The sequence below is a fragment of the Kitasatospora sp. NPDC087314 genome, from assembly GCF_044744365.1.
GTDB lineage: Bacteria > Actinomycetota > Actinomycetes > Streptomycetales > Streptomycetaceae > Kitasatospora.
This window is the reverse complement of sequence record NZ_JBIUYE010000008.1, coordinates 280,833-298,253: the sequence shown is the minus strand read 5'-3', so window position 1 is coordinate 298,253 and position 17,421 is coordinate 280,833. Positions and strand designations below refer to the sequence as shown.

Annotated in this window: 5 protein-coding genes; all 5 read right to left on the bottom strand. The window is 74.7% G+C overall.

The window, feature by feature from the left end; genetic code table 11:
• Positions 1-2 precede the first annotated feature (2 nt).
• The 5 genes from ACIO5E_RS19845 to ACIO5E_RS19825 all read right to left on the bottom strand — a co-directional run bounded on the left by ACIO5E_RS19845 (position 3) and on the right by ACIO5E_RS19825 (position 17,386).
• Positions 3-1,271, bottom strand: a complete 1,269-nt coding sequence (locus tag ACIO5E_RS19845; protein WP_400669377.1) for a beta-ketoacyl-[acyl-carrier-protein] synthase family protein — start codon at positions 1,269-1,271, stop codon at positions 3-5.
• Positions 1,272-1,332: 61 nt separating this feature from the next.
• Complete coding sequence (locus tag ACIO5E_RS19840; RefSeq protein WP_280673314.1) at positions 1,333-1,581, bottom strand: acyl carrier protein; 249 nt, start codon at positions 1,579-1,581, stop codon at positions 1,333-1,335.
• Between the two features lie 288 nt (positions 1,582-1,869).
• Positions 1,870-2,073, bottom strand: a complete 204-nt coding sequence (locus ACIO5E_RS19835) for an MbtH family protein (RefSeq protein ID WP_280673312.1) — start codon at positions 2,071-2,073, stop codon at positions 1,870-1,872.
• Between the two features lie 80 nt (positions 2,074-2,153).
• On the bottom strand, positions 2,154-9,434 hold the full coding sequence (locus ACIO5E_RS19830) for an amino acid adenylation domain-containing protein (protein ID WP_400669374.1): 7,281 nt from the start codon (positions 9,432-9,434) through the stop codon (positions 2,154-2,156).
• Positions 9,431-17,386 (bottom strand): amino acid adenylation domain-containing protein, encoded by a 7,956-nt coding sequence (locus tag ACIO5E_RS19825; RefSeq protein WP_400669371.1) that lies wholly within the window; start codon positions 17,384-17,386, stop codon positions 9,431-9,433. Before ACIO5E_RS19825 ends, ACIO5E_RS19830 begins: the two co-directional genes overlap by 4 nt.
• Positions 17,387-17,421: the final 35 nt, after the last annotated feature.

Here is a 17,421-nt window from a genome sequence, read left to right as displayed (position 1 = left end):
CGTCAGACTCGCTCTCCGTACGTGCCCAGAATCAGAATGGCGTTGTTGCCGGCGAAGGCGCTGGAGTTGTTCTCCACGATCCGGACCTCCGCGTCGACGGCCTGGTTGGGCACGACGTCCAGCGGGCAGTCCGGGTCGGTCTCCACGTGGTTGATGGTCGGCGGGATGAACTGGTGCTCGATGGCGAGGCTGCAGGCGATCGCGCCGAGCGCGCTGGCCGCGCCCATCGAGTGGCCGAGCATCGACTTCACCGCGACGGTGCGCGGCGGCGCGTCGCCGTACACGTCGAGGATGGCGGCCGACTCGGTCTTGTCGTTGGCCTTGGTGCCGGTGCCGTGCGCGGAGATGAAGTCGATCTCGTCCCGCTCGACCCCGGCGTCGTCCAGCGCGAGCCGGATGCCGCGGGCGATGCCGTCGCGGTTCGGCGCGGTCGGGTGGGCGGCGTCGCAGCTGAGGCCGTACCCGAGCACCTCGGCGTAGATGTGCGCGCCGCGGGCGAGGGCGGACTCCAGGCTCTCCAGCACGAGGATGCCCGCGCCCTCGCCGGTCAGGATGCCCTGGCGGTTCTTGTCGAACGGGCGGACCACGTCCGGGGTGAGCGCGCCGAAGCGCTTGAACAGCGCGAAGGCCTTGCGGCAGACGGCGTCGGCGCCGCCGCACAGCGCGATGTCGACCTCGCCGGAGCGGATCGCGTCCAGGCCGTAGCCGATCGAGTAGTTGCCCGCCGCGCAGGCCGTGGTGATGGTGGTCGGCTCCACGTTCGGCATGCGCAGTTCGCGGGCGATGACGGTGGTCAGCCGGCCGGCGTTGATCCGGCGGGACAGCACCGGGTCCATGGCCGCCGGATCCCCGGCCGCGATCTCCTGCTCGACCAGCACGCCGATGTCGTGCCCCTCGCCGTCGGTGGTGCCGACGCTGATGACCGCCTGGCGCTCACCGAGGTCGGCCTCGGTGAGCCCGGCGTCCTCCACGGCCATCCGGGCGGCGGCGACGGCGAACTGCCCGGCGCGGCCCATGTCGTCGAGGGGGACGTTGCGGATCCAGCGCTCCGGCTCGAAGTCGGGGACCTCGCAGGCGATGTTCTGGCCGAACCCCTCGGTGTCGAAGCGGGTGATCGGCCGCGCACCGGAGCGGCCGGTCCGCAGCCCCGCGGTGTACTCCTCGACACCCGTGCCGATGCTGGAGATCGCCCCGAGGCCGGTGAGGACGACCCTGCGGCGGTCGGCCGGCACGCCGTCGCGGGGTGCCGCTGGTGACTGTGCGGTGGACATGGGACTCCTTAAGCAGTGGGATGCCTGCGGGCGGGGGCTCCGGGCGCGGAACCCGCCCTGGTCACCAGCCGGCGGCCGTCGCGGTCACCTGGTACGTGGTCTCCACGTTCACCATCTTCGGCAGCTCGTTCATGTCGATGACGATGGAGTACTCCATCTCCAGGGCGCTCAGCACGTCGATGAGCTTCAGCGAGTCGGCGCCCAGCTCGTCGACGAACAGCGCGGTGTCGGCGAACTCGGTGTGCACGTCGATGTTCTCGGCGATGATTTCGCGGATACGGGTGAGGCGCTCCGGCGCTACCGTCGTCATGCTCGGTTCCTCCGTTTGTGCGGGTGCCCTGAAATGGGCGTCTGCGCAGAAAATTAGTCAGGCCCGATGACGGGTCGATGACGTCCAACTGACCGCTCACTGACGGGTCCTGGCGGGCCGTGGCGCGCCTGGTGGGAGGGTGTGTCGGGGACAAAACGACCAGCGGCGTCGGAGACAAAAAGGCCGCCCGCCGCACCGGTGGTCGAAGACCCCGGGGGTGCGGCGGGCGGCGGTGCCGGAGCCGCCCGGGGGCGGTGCTCCGAAAGTCGGGCGCGCGGGCCCGGTCGGTCAGCCCTGCTGCTGCAGGCTGAGCGGGCGCATGTCCGTCCAGTTGCTCTCGATGTGGGCCACGGCGGCGGCCCGGTCGGTGGCCTCCAGGGCCACCGTCCAGCCCTCCGGCACGGCGGCGAAGGACGGCCACAGGGAGTGCTGCCCCTCCTCGTTGACGAGGACGAGGAAGGTGCCGTCTTCGCGGTCAAAGGGGTTCGCCATGACTGTTCTCCAGGTCTCGGGATCTCGGGATGGGCCGGGTCGGTCGGTCGTCGGGTGGTCGCTCGTCAGGTGGTCCGGCGTCAGGTGGTCGGAGCGCCGTCGTGGGCGGCCAGGGCGGCCAGGGCGCGCTCGACCGCCGTGCCGATCGCCGCCGCCGGTGCGGGCTGCAGCATCTGCTGGTGCCCGCTGTCCACGTCGTGCGCGCGGACGGCGGAACCGACGTACGGCTCCCAGCTCTTGACCTTGAGGGCGCGTTCCTCCGGGCTGGGGCGCTCGTCGCCGCCGGTGGCCACGAAGAGCGTCATCGGGCAGCCGTCGAAGCGGCCCGGGGTGAACCGCTGGAACAGCTCCAGGTTGTTCCGCATGACGCCCAGCAGCCGTTCCAGCGTACCCGGTTCGAGCGCGGCGAGGGGGCCTTCGGTGCCGGCCAGGTGCGCGGCGACGTCCTGCGGGGTGAGCCGCTCCAGCCCCGTCGCGTCGACCCCGGCCTCGGCCAGGAAGTCGGAGAGGAACTCCGCGTCGCTCGGCCGGGCGCCCCGCGCGTCGTCGGGGTAGGCGTCCAGGTTGGCCAGGAACGCCACCTGCTCGCCGGCGGCGCGCAGCCGGACGGCCATCTCGTGCGCGACGACCCCGCCGTAGGACCAGCCGAGCAGGTGGTACGGGCCGTGCGGCTGCACGGACCGGACCCTGGTCAGGTACTCCTCGGCGACGTCCCCCAGGTCGGTCGGCAGCGGGCCGTCCCCGGACAGGCCGCGGGCCTGCAGGCCGTAGACCGGCTGCTCCGGGGCCAGGTGCTCGGCGAGCGCCGCGAACGGGATCGCGAAGCCGAGGCCGCCGTGCACGCAGAACAGCGGGGGCCGCTCGCCGGTGGGCCGGATCGGCAGGACGGGCCCGAGCAGGTCGACCGCACCGCCCCCTTCGACCGGCGCGGCGGCACCGGCGGCCAGCGCCGCCAGGGTGCGGTGCTCGAAGACCGCGCCGAGGCTGATCGGCAGCCCGGCCCGGCCGGCCGCGTTGACCAGCCGGATCGCCTTCAGACTGTCCCCGCCGAGGGCGAAGAAGGAGTCCTCGGGGCCGACCGGGCCGACGCCCAGCACCTCCTCGACGGCGGCGCAGAGCAGCCGCTCCGGCTCGGTGCGGGGCGCCTGCGGGGCGCGGTCCCGGCCGGTGGACGCGGGGGCGGGCAGGGCCTTGACGTCCAGCTTGCCGTTGGCGTTCAGCGGCAGTGCGGGCAGCGCGGTGTAGCTCTCCGGCACCATGTAGCCGGGCAGCGAGCGGGCCAGGTGGCGTTGCAGCTCGGCCGGTTCGGGGGCCGGCCGGCCGTCGGCGGGCACCAGGTAGGCGACCAGACGGCGTTGGCCGGTGGCGTCGGCGGGGGCCAGCACGGCGGCCCGGGCGACGGCCGGGTGCTCGGCCAGCAGCCGTTCGATCTCGCTGAGTTCGATCCGGTAGCCGCGGATCTTGACCTGCTGGTCGGCGCGCGCGACGTACTCGATCCGGCCGGCGCGGTCCCAGCGGACCAGGTCGCCGGTGCGGTACATGCGCTCCCCGGGCGGGCCGTACGGGCAGGCGGTGAAACGGGCGGCGGTCAGCGCGGGTTGGCCGAGGTAGCCGCGGGCCAGGCCCTCGCCGGCCAGGTACAGCTCGCCGACCACGCCGCGCGGCACCGGCCGCAGCGCCTCGTCCAGGACGTACGCGCGGGTGTCGCCGATCGGCAGGCCGATCGGGACGGTGCCGTCGGCGCGGCCGAGGTCCTGGCCGGTGGCGAAGGTGGTGGTCTCGGTGGGGCCGTACACGTTGAACACCGTGGTGTCCGGCAGTGCGGCCCGCAGCCGGTCCAGGTGGTCGCGGGAGTGCGCCTCGCCGCCGGTGAGCAGCGCCCGCAGTGGGGCCAGGGCGCGCGGGCGGGTGTCGGCGAGGGTGTTGACGAACTGGGTGGTGAGGAAGGCGACGCTGACCCGGGCCCGGGCCAGGAAGGACTCCAGGGCCTGCGGGTCGGCCGGGCCGGGCGGGTGGATCGCCAGCCGGGCGCCGTGGGCGAGCGGGCCCCAGATCTCGAAGGTGGAGGCGTCGAAGGCGACCGGCGCGAAGTAGAGGAAGGTGTCCGCCGCGCTCGGCGCCAGCTCCGGCAGGCCCAGGACCAGGCGGACGGCGGCGCGGTGCGAGACCGCGACGCCCTTGGGCTTGCCGGTGGAGCCGGAGGTGTAGATGACGTACAGCAGGTCGTCGGGGTCGACCGGGGCGGCGGGCACCGGGGCGGTGGTGGGCCGGGCGGCCAGCTCGGCCACGGTCTCCGGGGCGTCCAGGACCAGCGGCACGACCCCGGCCGGGAGCTCCCGTTCCGCCAGCGACCGTTCGGTCAGCAGCAGTCGGGCGCCGCTGTCGGCCAGCATGTCGCGGACCCGCTCGTCGGGGTAGGACGGGTCGATCGGCAGGTAGGCCGCGCCGGTGCGGGCGATCGCCAGCAGGGCGCTCACCACGGCCGGGCCGCGCTCCAGCCGCAGCGCCACCAGGTCGCCCCGGTGGGCGCCGCGGTCGGCCAGCAGGTGGGCCAGGCGGTTGGCCTCGGCGTCCAGTTCGGCGTAGCTGGTGTGCAGCAGGCGCTCGGGGTGACCGGGCTCGGTGTGGACCAGCGCGACCGCGTCCGGGGTGGCCGCGATCCGGCGGTCCACCAGGGCGGTGAGGGTGCTGCGCGGGGTGCCGGCCCGGTGGGTGCCCAGGGCGAGCAGGTCGGCCTCCTCCTCGGGTCCGAGCAGGTCCAGCCGGGACAGCGGCCGGGCGGGCTCGGCGAGGGCGGCGGCGAGCAGCCGCAGGTAGGCGTCGGTGATCCGGCGGGCGGTGGCGGGCTCGAACAGGTCGGTGCGGTACTCGACGGCGAGTGCGAGCCCGCCGCCGGCCTGTTCGGTGAGCTGGAAGAACAGGTCCCACTTGGCGGTCCGGACCGGCACCGGCTGCTCGGTCACGGCGAGCTCCGGGTCGTCCTCGGGCGCCGGGGCCGGGCCGGCCTGCTGGAAGCCGAGCATCACCTGGAACAGCGGGTGCCGGGCCATCGAGCGCTCGGGGTTGAGCACCTCGACGAGCTTCTCGAAGGGCACGTCCTGGTGCTGGTGGGCGGCCAGGTCGTAGGCCCGGACCCGCTCGGCGAGTTCGCGCAGGCCCGGGTCGCCGGAGGTGTCGGTGCGCAGCACCAGGGTGTTGACGAACATGCCGACCAGCTCGTCGAGCCGTTCGTCGGTGCGGCCCGCGATCGGGCTGCCGAGCGGGATGTCGGTGCCCGCGCCGAGCCGGGTGAGCAGGGCGGCGAGCCCGGCCCGCAGCAGCATGAAGACGCTGACGCCCCAGGCGGCGGCGAGCCGGTGCAGCTGCTCGGTGACCGGCTGCGGCACGGTGGTGCGCACGACGTCGCCGCGGTGGTCGGCCCGGGTGCCGCGCGGGTGGTCGAAGGGCAGCGCCAGTTCCTCCGGCAGGCCCTTCAGGGTCTCGCTCCAGTGGCCGAGCTGGCGGGAGAGCTCGCTCTCCGGGTCGCTCTCCGCGCCGAGCAGTCCGCGCTGCCACAGGGCGTAGTCGGCGTACTGGACGGGCAGCGGCGGCAGCTGGGCCGGGCGGCCGGCCCGCCGGGCCCGGTAGGACGCGGTGAGGTCGCGGGCGAGCGGGGCGAGCGACCAGCCGTCGCCGGCGATGTGGTGCAGGACGATCGTCAGCACGTGCTCGTCCGGGCCGAGCCGGAACAGGTGGGCGCGGAAGGGGATCCGGTGCTCCAGGTCGAAGCCGTGGGCGGCCTCGGCGGCGAGGGCGGCGGTCAGGCCCGCCTCGGTGGTCTCGCTGACCGGGAGCGGGACGGCGGCCTCGGCCGGGGCGAGCACCCGCTGCTCGGCCGGTCCGGTGGCGGCGTCGGCGGCCCCGGGGGCGAGCTGCGGGAAGACGGTGCGCAGCGCCTCGTGGCGGGCCACCACGTCCTGCAGGGCGCCCTCCAGGGCGGCGACGTCGAGGCGCCCGGAGAGGCGGATCGCCAGCGGGATGGCGTACAGCCCGCCGGGCGCGCCCAGGTGCTCGACGAACCAGAGCCGCTGCTGCGCGTACGACAGCGGCAGCACGGCCGGGCGCGGGCCGGCGACCAGCGGGGCGCGGCCGGTCGCGGCGGCGGCCAGCCGTTCGGCGAGGCGGGCGGGAGAGGGGGCCTCGAAGAGGTCCCGGACCTGGAGTTCGGCGCCGAGCTCGGCGCGCACCCGGTTGACGATCCGGGTGGCGAGCAGCGAGTGGCCGCCGAGGGTGAAGAAGTCGTCGTCGACGCCGACCCGGTCGAGTCCGAGCACCTCGGCGAAGACGCCGCAGAGCTGCTCCTCCTCGCGGGTGCGGGGGGCGCGGGCGGAGGTGGCGTACGCGGGGGCGGGCAGGGCGCGGCGGTCGAGCTTGCCGTTGGCGGTCAGCGGCAGCGCGGCGAGCGGGACCACGGCCGCCGGGACCATGTACTCGGGCAGCCGCTCGGCGGCGAACTCCCGCAGGCGCGAAGGGAGTTCGCTGTCGGCGTCGCCGCGCGGCACCACGTAGGCGACCAGGCGCTGGTCGCCGGGCCGGTCCTCGCGGGCGATCACGGCCGCCTCGGCGACCGCGGGGTGCCGGTCGAGCACGGTCGCGATCTCGCCCAACTCGATGCGGAAGCCGCGCAGTTGAACCTGCTCGTCGGCACGGCCCAGGTACTCCAGGGTGCCGTCGGCCCGCCAGCGGCCGAGGTCGCCGGTGCGGTACATCCGGGTGCCGCCGGGCTCGAACGGGCAGGCCACGAAGCGGGCCGCGGTCAGGTCGGGGCGGCCGAGGTAGCCGCGGGCCAGACCGGGGCCGGTGATGTACAGCTCGCCGGGCACGCCGGCCGGGACGGGCTGCAGGGCGCCGTCGAGCAGGTAGACCCGCAGGTCCGGGATGCCGCGCCCGATCACGCTGCCGCCGCCGGCGGCGGCCGTCGGGGCGTCCAGCTCCTGGTAGGAGACGTGCACCGTGGTCTCGGTGATGCCGTACATGTTGACCAGGCGCGGTGCGTCGTCGGCGTGCCGGGCGTACCAGTCGGTGAGCTTGCCGATGTCCAGCGCCTCGCCGCCGAACACGACGGTGCGCAGGTCCAGTTGGCGCGGCCGCTCGGCGTCGGCGCGCATCAGCTGGTAGAAGGCGGACGGCGTCTGGTTGAGGACGGTCACCCGCTCCTCGGCGAGCAGGTCCAGGAAGGCGTCGGGGGAGCGCGACACGTCGTACGGCACCACGACCAGCCGGCCGCCGCGCAGCAGCGCGCCCCACAGTTCCCAGACGGTGAAGTCGAAGGCGATCGAGTGGAACAGCGTCCACACGTCGCCGGGCCCGAAGCCGAACCAGCCGTCGGTGGCCTCCAGCAGCCGCACCACGTTCTGGTGCGGCACCACGACGCCCTTGGGGCGGCCGGTGGAGCCGGAGGTGTAGATGACGTAGGCCGGGTGCTCGGGGGAGGCCGCGGCGCCCGGCGCGGTGGCCGGGCAGGCGGCCAGCGCGGCGGCCGTCTCGGGTGCGGCCAGGTCGAGGCGCGGCACGTCCGGGGCCTCGGGCAGCTCGGGCAGCACGCCGTCGGCGGTCAGCAGCAGCACCGGGCCGGCGTCGCGCAGGGTGTAGCCGATCCGGTCGGCCGGGTGGCCGGGCTCCAGCGGCAGGTAGGCCGCGCCCGCCTTGAGGACGGCGAGGACGGCGACGATCAGCTCGGCGCCGCGCGGCAGCGCGACCGCCACGAGGCTCTCCGGGCCGGCGCCGTGGGCGGCGATCAGGTGGGCGAGCCGGTTGGCCCGCTCGTCCAGCTCGCGGTAGTCGAGGGCGGTGCCGGGCGCGGTGACCGCGACGGCGTCCGGGGTGCGGGCGGCCTGCTCGGCGAACAGCTCCGCGATGGTGGCGCGCCGCGCGGGCTCGCCGGGGGCGGCCGAGGCGCCGCTCCACTCGTCGAGGATGCGGGCCAGTTCGGCGGGTTCGGGCGCGCCGAGCCGGGCGAGCGGGGCTTGCGGGTCGTCCGCGACCTGCTCCAGGACGCGGCGCAGCCGGTCCAGGACGCGCTGCGCGGCGGCCTCGGCGGCCTCGGCGGCGTCAGCGTGCTCGGTGGCCTCGGTGAAGGCCGAGGGCTTGTAGGCGAGGTGCAGGTCCAGCCGCTCCCCGGGGAAGACGGTGAGGCTCAGCGGGTAGTGGGTGGCCGAGAGCACCTGGGCGGCGCTGACGGTGCCGCCGGACTCGCGGTACAGCGCGGCCTCGTCCAGCGGGTAGCTCTGGAAGGCGAGGACGGTGTCGAACAGCTCGCCCTGGATGCCGGACGCGGCCTGCGCCTCGGCGAGCGGCAGGTGCTCGTGCGGCATCATCGCGAGCTGCTGGCGGGCCAGCGCCTCGAACAGCTCGCTCGCCCGCTGGTCGGGGCGCAGGTCGGCGCGGACCGGCAGGGTGTTGGCGAACAGTCCGATCATCGACTCGACGTCCGGTACCTCGGCCGGGCGGCCGGAGGTGACGGCGCCGAACACCACGTCCTCGCGGCCGGTGAGCCGGCCGAGCAGCAGCGCCCAGCAGCCCTGCACCACGGTGTTGAGGGTCAGGCCCCGGGAGCGGGCCCAGCCGGTCAGTGCCGCGGTGCGCTCCGGCGACAGGAACCCGCGGACGAACGACGGCAGTTCGGGCGTCCGGCCGGCCTCGGCCTCGGGCAGCGCCCGGACCGGCCCGTCCAGGCCGTCCAGCAGCTCCGCCCAGGCCGCCCGCGCGGCGGTCCGGTCCCGGCCGTTCAGCCAGGTCAGGAACGAGCGGTACGGCGCGGGCGCGGGCAGCGCCGCGGCGCCCGCCTCGTCGCCGAGCAGCACCAACTCGCGGACGGCCAGCGGGAACGACCAGCCGTCCATGACGATGTGGTGCACCGACCAGAGGAACCGGTGGTGCCCCTCGCCGAGCCGGATCAGGGTGAACCGCATCAGCGGCGGCCGCGCCAGGTCGAACCGGCGCAGCCGGTCCTCGCGCATCAGCCGCTGCGCCGCGGCCTCCCGCTGCGCCTCGGGCAGGTCGGTGAGGTCGTGCAGCCGCCACTCCGGCTCGACCTCGCTCTCCTTGAGCACGACCTGGACGGGCTCGCCGGTCTTGCGGTTGCGGAAGCAGGCCCGCAGGTTGGGGTGCCGGCGCAGCAGCGCGGCCGAGGCCTGGCGCAGCCGGGCGGCGAGCTGCTCGCCGTCGCCCGCGCCCGGCCCGTCGATCTCCGCCACGAACTGGAGGGTGTACAGGTCGGGCGAGGCCTGGTCGTACGAGGACAGGAACAGCAGCCCCTGCTGGAGGGGGGAGAGCGGAAGTACTTCGCTGATCTTCGACCCGGTTCTGGGGGCGGTCGTCACGAAAGTTCCTCATTCAACTCGAATTCCAGATCGGCCAGTTCCTCGTCGGACAGGGCGATCAGACTGCTTTCGGGCTCCACCGGGGCGGCCTCGGCGGGGCTCTCCACCTGCTCCTCGGCGACCTGGGCCAGGGCGGCGGCGGTCTTGTGGGTGAAGATGTCGCGGGTGGTGAGGGTCAGGCCGGCCTTGCGGGCGCGGCTGACCACCTGGATGGAGCGGATGCTGTCGCCGCCGAGGGCGAAGAAGTCCTCGTCGATACCGACCCGGCCGGTGCCGAGCACCTCGGCCAGGATCTCGGTCAGCACCTGCTCGCGCTCGGTGCGCGGGGCACGGGCCTCCTGCTGGTCCCCCAGGTCTGGCTTGGGCAGGGCCTTGCGGTCGAGCTTGCCGTTGGGGGTGAGCGGCATGGCGGGCAGGACGATCCAGGACGCGGGGATCATGTACCCGGGCAGCAGCTCGGCCAGTTCGCGGCGGATCCGGTCGGGGTCGACGCCGGGGCCGGTGAGGTAGCCGACCAGGCGGGGGTTGCCGGAGGCGTCGGGCAGGACGGCGACGGCGGTGTCGGTGACGGTGTCCAGTGAGCGGATGACGGCTTCGATCTCGCCGGTTTCGACGCGGCGGCCGCGGATCTTGACCTGGTGGTCCCGGCGTTCGATGAACTCGAGTTGTCCGTCGGGGCGTTGGATGACGCGGTCGCCGGTGCGGTACATCCGGGTGCCGGGTCCGGCGTAGGGGTCGGCCATGAAGGTGGCGGCGGTGCGGGCGGGGTCGTGGAGGTAGCCGCGGCCGACGCCGGCGCCGCCGATGTAGAGCTCGCCGGGGACGCCGACGGGGACGGGCTGGAGTTCGTCGCTGAGGACGTAGAGGCGGGTGTTGCGGACGGCGGTGCCGATCGGGACCCGGGCGCTGAGGGCGTCTCCGGCGGCGATGACGGCGTGGGTGACGTCGTCGCTGCATTCGGTGGGGCCGTAGGCGTTCATCATCGGGATGTGCGGGTGGCGGTCGTGCCAGCGTCGGCACAGGTCGGCGGGCAGGGCCTCGCCGGTGACCATCAGCCAGCGCAGGTCCGGGAGTTGGGGCGCGTCGCCGTCGAGGTCCCAGGCGTCCAGCGCGGCGCGCAGCAGCGAGGGGACGACCTCCAGGACGGCGATCTTCTCGTCCCGGGCCATGCCGAACAGCGCGGTCGGGTCGGCAGCCATCTCCGTCCCCGACACGCGGACGGTGCCGCCCACGACCAGCGGGGCGAGCATCTGCCAGACGGAGACGTCGAAGGTGAGCGGGGCGTTCTGGACGACGGCCTCGCCGGCGGCCAGGTCGAGGTCGCCGACCTTGGCCCAGAGGTGGTTCATCATGCCGGAGCGCTGCACCATCGCGCCCTTGGGCTTGCCCGTCGAGCCGGAGGTGAACATCACGTACGCCAGGTCCAGCCCGGTGCCCGCGCACTCCGGCAGGGCCCGCGCGGTGGCGGCCTGCTCCAGGCCGATGACGGTGACCGGCTCGCCCTGGACGGCGGCGGCGAACTCCGCGGCCTGCTCCTCGTACCCGGCGCCGACCAGCAGGTGGCGGGCACCGCCGTCCTCCAGCAGCCCGGTGTTGCGGGCGGCCGGGGCGGCCGGGTCCAGCGGCAGGTAGGCGCCGCCGGCACCGAGGACGCCCAGCACGCCGGTGATGAACGGGACGCCGGGCTCGGCGAACATCGCGACCACCGAGCCGGTGGTGACCCCGGCCTCGACGAGGCCTGCGGACAACCCGCCGGCCGCCTCGACGAGTTCCCGGTAGGTCAGCGATCCGGCGCCGTCGGTGACGGCGGTCGCCTCGGGGGTGCGGGCGGCCACCGCGCGCACCCGCTCGACGACGCCGAGGCTCTCCTCGGGGATCGACGGGTCCCAGGCGCCGAGCAGTCCGCCCAGTTCGCCGGGGGTGCCGGTGCCGGTGAGGTCCGCCGGGGCGGTCACGTCGATCCGGGCGAGCGGCAGGTCGGGCCGGTCGGCGACGGTGCGCAGCAGGTGCTGGAAGATCGCCGCTACCCGCTCGATCTCGGCCCGGCCGAACAGGTCCGGGTTGTAGTCCAGCCGCAGGTGCAGAGTGTCGCCGGGGTGGACCACCATGCTCAGCGGGTGGTGCCGGGCGTCCCGGGCCTCGGCGTGGACGACGCGCGGACCGTCGGCGAGGCCGGTGTCGAGGCCGTTCTCGTCCAGCGGGAAGTTCTCGAACAGCACCACGGTGTCGAAGACCTCGCCGGACAGGCCGGCGGCCTGGTGGATCGCGGCGAGCCCGAGGTGCTCGTGCGGGAGCAGCGCGGTCTGCTGGTCCTGGAGGGCGTGCAGCAGTTCGGCGAGGGTGGCGCCGGGGTGCAGGCGGGCCCGGACCGGCACGGTGGTGAGGAACATGCCGATCATCGACTCGACATCCGGGACCTCGGCCGGGCGGCCGGAGGTGACGGCGCCGAACACGACGTCCTGGCGGCCGGTGAGCCGGCCGAGCAGCAGCGCCCAGCAGCCCTGCACCACGGTGTTGAGGGTCAGGCCCTGGGTGCGGGCCCAGCCGGTCAGCGCGGCGGTCAGCTCGCGGGGCACCTCGGCGAGCACCGCGTCGGGCAGTGCCGGGAGGCGGCCCGGGTCGGCGGGGACGAGCAGGGTGGGCTCGTCGATGTCGGCCAGCACCTCGTGCCAGGCCGCCCGGGCCGCGGTGCGGTCCTGCGCGGTCAGCCAGGCCAGGTACGAGCGGTACGGGGCCGGATCGGGCAGCAGGGCGACGTCCGCGCCGGGGGCGCAGAGCGCGAACAGCTCGCGGACGAGCAGCGGCATCGACCAGCCGTCGACCAGGATGTGGTGGCTGGTCCAGATGAACCGGTGCCGGCCCTCGCCGGTGGTGACGAGCGCGAAGCGCAGCAGCGGCGGGGCGGCGAGGTCGAAGCGGCGGGTGCGCTCGGCCTCGGTGATCCGGTCCAGCTCGGCGGCCCGGGCGGGCTCCGGCAGGTCGGTCAGGTCGGCGTCCAGCCAGGGGAGTTCGGCGTGCTGCGGGACGACCTGGACCGGCTCGCCGGTGGCCCGGGCGCGGAAGGAGGCGCGCAGGTTGGGGTGCCGGTCGAGCAGGGCCTGCCCGGCGGCGCGCAGGGCGGCGGCGTCGAGGTCGCCCTCGATGTCCGCGACGATCTGCAGGGTGTAGACGTCGACCGCGTCCGCGTCGCTCTCGGCGGCGGTGTCGTAGTCGGCGTGGAAGAGCATGCCCTGCTGGAGCGGGGTGAGCGGCAGGACGTCGGCGAGGGCGGTGCCGGCCTGGGCGAGCTCGGCCTCGTACTCCTCGATCTCGTCCTGGGCCAGGCTGACCAGCGGCAGGTCGGAGGGGGTGCGGCCGCCGGCCTCGGGGGCGGTGGCGTGCCGGGCGAGCAGTTCCAGGGCGCGGAACCAGGTGTCGGCGACGTCCTGGGCGTCCTCCTCGGCGACGGTACGGCCGGCCCAGGACCAGTTGGCGATCAGGTGCGGGCCGTCGTGCCGGTCCTCGGTGGCCGGGGTGACGTCGAGCAGGTGCGGCAGCGGCATGCCGGGGTGCGCACCGGTGCCGACCACGCCGTCGCCGCCGGCCGGTTCCCAGAGGTCGGCCTCGCGGGCGTCGAAGCGGCCCATGTAGTTGAAGCCGATCTGCGGCTTGTGGTGGCCGGCCAGGGCGCGGGCGGCGTGCGGGTTGAGGTAGCGCAGCAGGCCGTAGCCGACGCCGCGGTCGGGCAGCGCGCGCAGCTGCTCCTTGATCCGCTTGAGGGCGGCGCCGAGGGCGGGGCCGCCGGCCCAGAGCTCGTCCCAGTCGAGGGTGCCGGGGTCGAGGCGCATCGGGAAGGCGCTGGTGAACCAGCCGACGGTGCGGGACAGGTCGAGGGTGTCGCTGAGCTGTTCGCGGCCGTGGCCCTCCAGCTCGATCAGGGTCTGAGCGTACTCGGCGTGGCCGTGCCGGCGGCGCCAGTCGGCGACGGCGAGGGCGAGGCCGGTCAGCAGGACGTCGTTGACCTCGGCGTGGAAGGCCGCGGGGACGTCGGTGAGCAGCGGGCCGGTGACCTCGGGGCCGAGCTCCAGGCGCAGGGTGCGCTGGGTGCCGTAGACGTCCGTCCCGGGGTCGAGCCGGTGGGTGCCGACCAGCGGGTCGGGGCCGGTCAGGATCGACTGCCAGAGGGCGAGTTCCGGTCCGCGGACCTGGGTGCGGGCCTGTGCGGCGAGCAGCTGCGACCAGGCGCGGTAGGAGGTGCCGACCGGGTCGAGGGCGGGGGTGCGGCCGGCGGTCAGCGCCTCGCAGGCGGCGGCGAGGTCGGGCAGCAGGATGCGCCAGGACACGCCGTCGATGACCAGGTGGTGGGCGGAGAGCACCAGCAGGGCGGTGTCGGCGCCGGGCGCCGCGCCGATCAGCACGGCCTGGATCATCACGGCGGCGGCGGGGTCGAGCCGGGCGCGGGCGGCGGCGGCCTGCCGTTCGGCGAAGCCGAGGGCGTCCTGGTCGTCGGCGCCGCCGTTCTCGGCGGTGGCGACCAGTCGGACGCCGGCGAGTGCGCCGGGCGCCAGCGCCTCCAGGTGCCACAGGCCCGGGGCCGGTTCGGTGGCCCGGGTGCGCAGCGCGTCGTGGTGGTCGACCAGGGTGTGCAGGGCGGCGTCGAGCAGGTCGGCGTCCAGGGTGGCGGGGACCCGGACGACGACGTGCTGGCTGTACTTGACGACCGGGCCGGTGAGGCTGTGGGTGTCGTCGTGCAACTGGCCCATGATCGGCGTGAGTTCGTACGGGCCGGTGCCGCCCGCGTCCTCGGCGGGGTCGGCCGCGGCCTTGGGCTCCGCCCCGCCGGCGACCCGGGCGAGGGCGGCGGCGGTCTTGTGGGTGAAGATGTCGCGGGTGGTGAGGGTGAGACCGGCCCGGTGGGCGCGGCTGACCACCTGGATGGAGCGGATGCTGTCGCCGCCGAGGGCGAAGAAGTCCTCGTCGATGCCGACCCGGCCGGTGCCGAGCACCTCGGCGAGGATGTCGCAGAGGACGCGCTCGCGCTCGGTGCGGGGGCCGCGGACGGCGTCCTGCTCGCCGATCTCGGGCTTGGGCAGGGCCTTGCGGTCGAGCTTGCCGTTGGGGGTGAGCGGCATGGCGGGCAGGACGATCCAGGACGCGGGGATCATGTACCCGGGCAGCAGTTGGGAGAGCTCGGCCCGGATCCGGTCGGGGTCGACGCCGGGGCCGGTGAGGTAGCCGACCAGGCGGGGGTTGCCGGAGGCGTCGGGCAGGACGGCGACGGCGGTGTCGGTGACGGTGTCCAGTGAGCGGATGACGGCTTCGATCTCGCCGGTTTCGACGCGGCGGCCGCGGATCTTGACCTGGTGGTCCCGGCGTTCGATGAACTCGAGTTGTCCGTCGGGGCGTTGGATGACGCGGTCGCCGGTGCGGTACATCCGGGTGCCGGGTCCGGCGTAGGGGTCGGCCATGAAGGTGGCGGCGGTGCGGGCGGGGTCGTGGAGGTAGCCGCGTCCGACGCCGGCGCCGCCGATGTAGAGCTCGCCGGGGACGCCGACGGGGACGGGCTGGAGTTCGTCGCTGAGGACGTAGAGGCGGGTGTTGCGGACGGCGGTGCCGATCGGGACCCGGGCGCTGAGGGCGTCTCCGGCGGCGATGACGGCGTGGGTGACGTCGTCGCTGCATTCGGTGGGGCCGTAGGCGTTCATCATCGGGATGTGCGGGTGGCGGTCGTGCCAGCGTCGGCACAGGTCGGCGGGCAGGGCCTCGCCGGTGACCATCAGCCAGCGCAGGTCCGGCAGTTGGGGCGCGTCGCCGTCGAGGTCCCAGGCGTCCAGCGCGGCGCGCAGCAGCGAGGGGACGACCTCCAGGACGGCGATCTTCTCGTCCCGGGCCATGCCGAACAGCGCGTCGGGGTCGGCGGCCATGTCGGTGCCGGAGACCCGTACGGTGCCGCCGACGATGAGCGGGGCGAGCATCTGCCAGACGGAGACGTCGAAGGTGAGCGGGGCGTTCTGGACGACGGCCTCGCCGGCGGCCAGGTCGAGGTCGCCGACCTTGGCCCAGAGGTGGTTCATCATGCCGGAGCGCTGCACCATCGCGCCCTTGGGCTTGCCCGTCGAGCCGGAGGTGAACATCACGTACGCCAGGTCCAACCCGCCGCCGACGGAGGGCAGTTCGCCTTCGTGCGCGGCGTCCGCCGGGTCGGCCAGCGGTAGGACGGCGGTCGCCTCGGTGGCGACGTCGGCGGCCTGCTCCTCGTACCCGGCGCCGACCAGCAGGTGGCAGGCGCCGCTGTCGTTCAGCAGCCCGGTGTTGCGGGCGGCCGGGGCGGTCGGGTCCAGCGGCAGGTAGGCGCCGCCGGCGGCCTGGACGGCCAGCACGCCGGTGACGAAGGGGACGCCGGGCTCGGCGAACATCGCGACCACCGAGCCGGTGGTGACCCCGGCCCCGGTCAGCCGGGCGGCCAGGCCGGCCGCGCGGGCGACCAGTTCGCGGTAGTCGATCCGCTCGGTGCCGTCGGCCGCGGCGATCGCGTCGGGCGTGCCGGCCGCGATGGCGCGGACCCGCTCGACCAGGCCCTGGTCGGCGGCGGTGGCCGGGTCCCAGGCGCCGAGCAGCCCGAGCGGCTCGTCGGTCGCACCCAGGCCCACCTGGCCGAGCGGACGGTCCGCGGGCATGGTGGCGAGGGTGCCGAGGAAGGTCTCGAACCGGGCGAGGTGGGTGGCGAGTTCGGCGGCGGTGTACAGCTCGGGGTTGCCGTCGAGGTGGATCTCGACGGTGCCGTCGTCCGCGTTGAGGACCGTCATGATGAGGTCCTTGACGATGCCGGTGGACAGGTTGACCACGACACCGCGGCAGCCGTCGCCGAAGGCCAGCTCCGGGTCCTGGTTGAGCACGTTGATGAACGGGCCGAAGGCGCGCTGGTCGTCGATCCGCAGACCGATGTCGCGGCGGACCTTGTCGCCGCGGTAGCGCTGGTGCTTCAGGGTGCCGGCGACCTCGATCCAGGCCGCGCGCAGCAGCTCGGTGCGGGTCATCTCCGGGCGGACCCCGACGGCCAGCGGCAGGTAGTTGGCGAGCATGCCGGGGATCTCGCGGCTGACCGCGCCGACCCGGCCGGTGACCGGCAGGGTCAGCAGCGGAGCCGGGATCCCGGTGACGCGCTGGGTGTAGGCGGCCATCGCGGCGACCATCAGGACCGGCATGGTGACCTTGCCGTCCTGGGCGAGGGCGTGCAGCGCGGTGGTGGTCCCGGGGGAGAGCCGGGCCGTCTCGCGCAGCGCGACCCGGCCGGGGGCCGGCTCCTGCTCGGAGAGCGAGACCAGCTCGGGCACCGCGCCGTGCCGGGCGGAGGTGAGGCGGTCCGTCCAGTAGGCGCGGTCCTTCTCGACCATCGACGAGTCGAGGTACTTGCGCTCGGCGTCCAGCAGCCGGTGGAAGGCCGGCATGCTGTCGGCGTCCAGCTCGGCCGGCCCCTCGCCGGCGGCCAGCCGGGTGTAGACGCCGGACAGCTTCGGGTAGAGCAGCGAGCGGCTGAACCCGTCCGCGAGGATGTGGTGCATGCACAGGTAGAGCAGGTGGTGCTCGCGGTCCAGCCGGATCAGCGCGCCGCGGAACAGCGGGAAGTCGGTGACCTTCATCGGGTCGGCGTGGTCGGCCCGCATCCACCGCTCGGCGGCCGCCAGCGGCTCCGCCTCGCCGCTGAAGTCCAGCGTCTTGAGGGGGATCCGGGCGAGCGGGCGGATGATCTGGCCGGGGACGCCGTCCTCCTCGACGAACTGCACGCGCAGCCCCTCGGCCTCGTGGCCGAGGCGCTGCAGCGCCCGTCCGAGCAGCTCGGCGTCGAGCGGCCCGCGCAGATCGATGTAGTCCGCCATGTTGTAGGCCAGCGGCCCGGCGGCGAACTGCTCGTCGAACCAGATCTCGGCCTGCGCCGCGGTGAGCGGCAGGACAGCGTTCCGGTTTGTCGTCACTGCTTTGCTCTCCGTCATCCTCAGCCTCAGCCCCG

Excerpts from the sequence above, each read along its gene's own strand:
- ACIO5E_RS19845 (WP_400669377.1), bottom strand. The coding sequence starts at position 1,271 with ATGTCCACCGCACAGTCACCAGCGGCACCCCGCGACGGCGTGCCGGCC.
- ACIO5E_RS19840 (WP_280673314.1), bottom strand. The coding sequence starts at position 1,581 with ATGACGACGGTAGCGCCGGAGCGCCTCACCCGTATCCGCGAAATCATC.
- ACIO5E_RS19835 (WP_280673312.1), bottom strand. The coding sequence starts at position 2,073 with ATGGCGAACCCCTTTGACCGCGAAGACGGCACCTTCCTCGTCCTCGTC.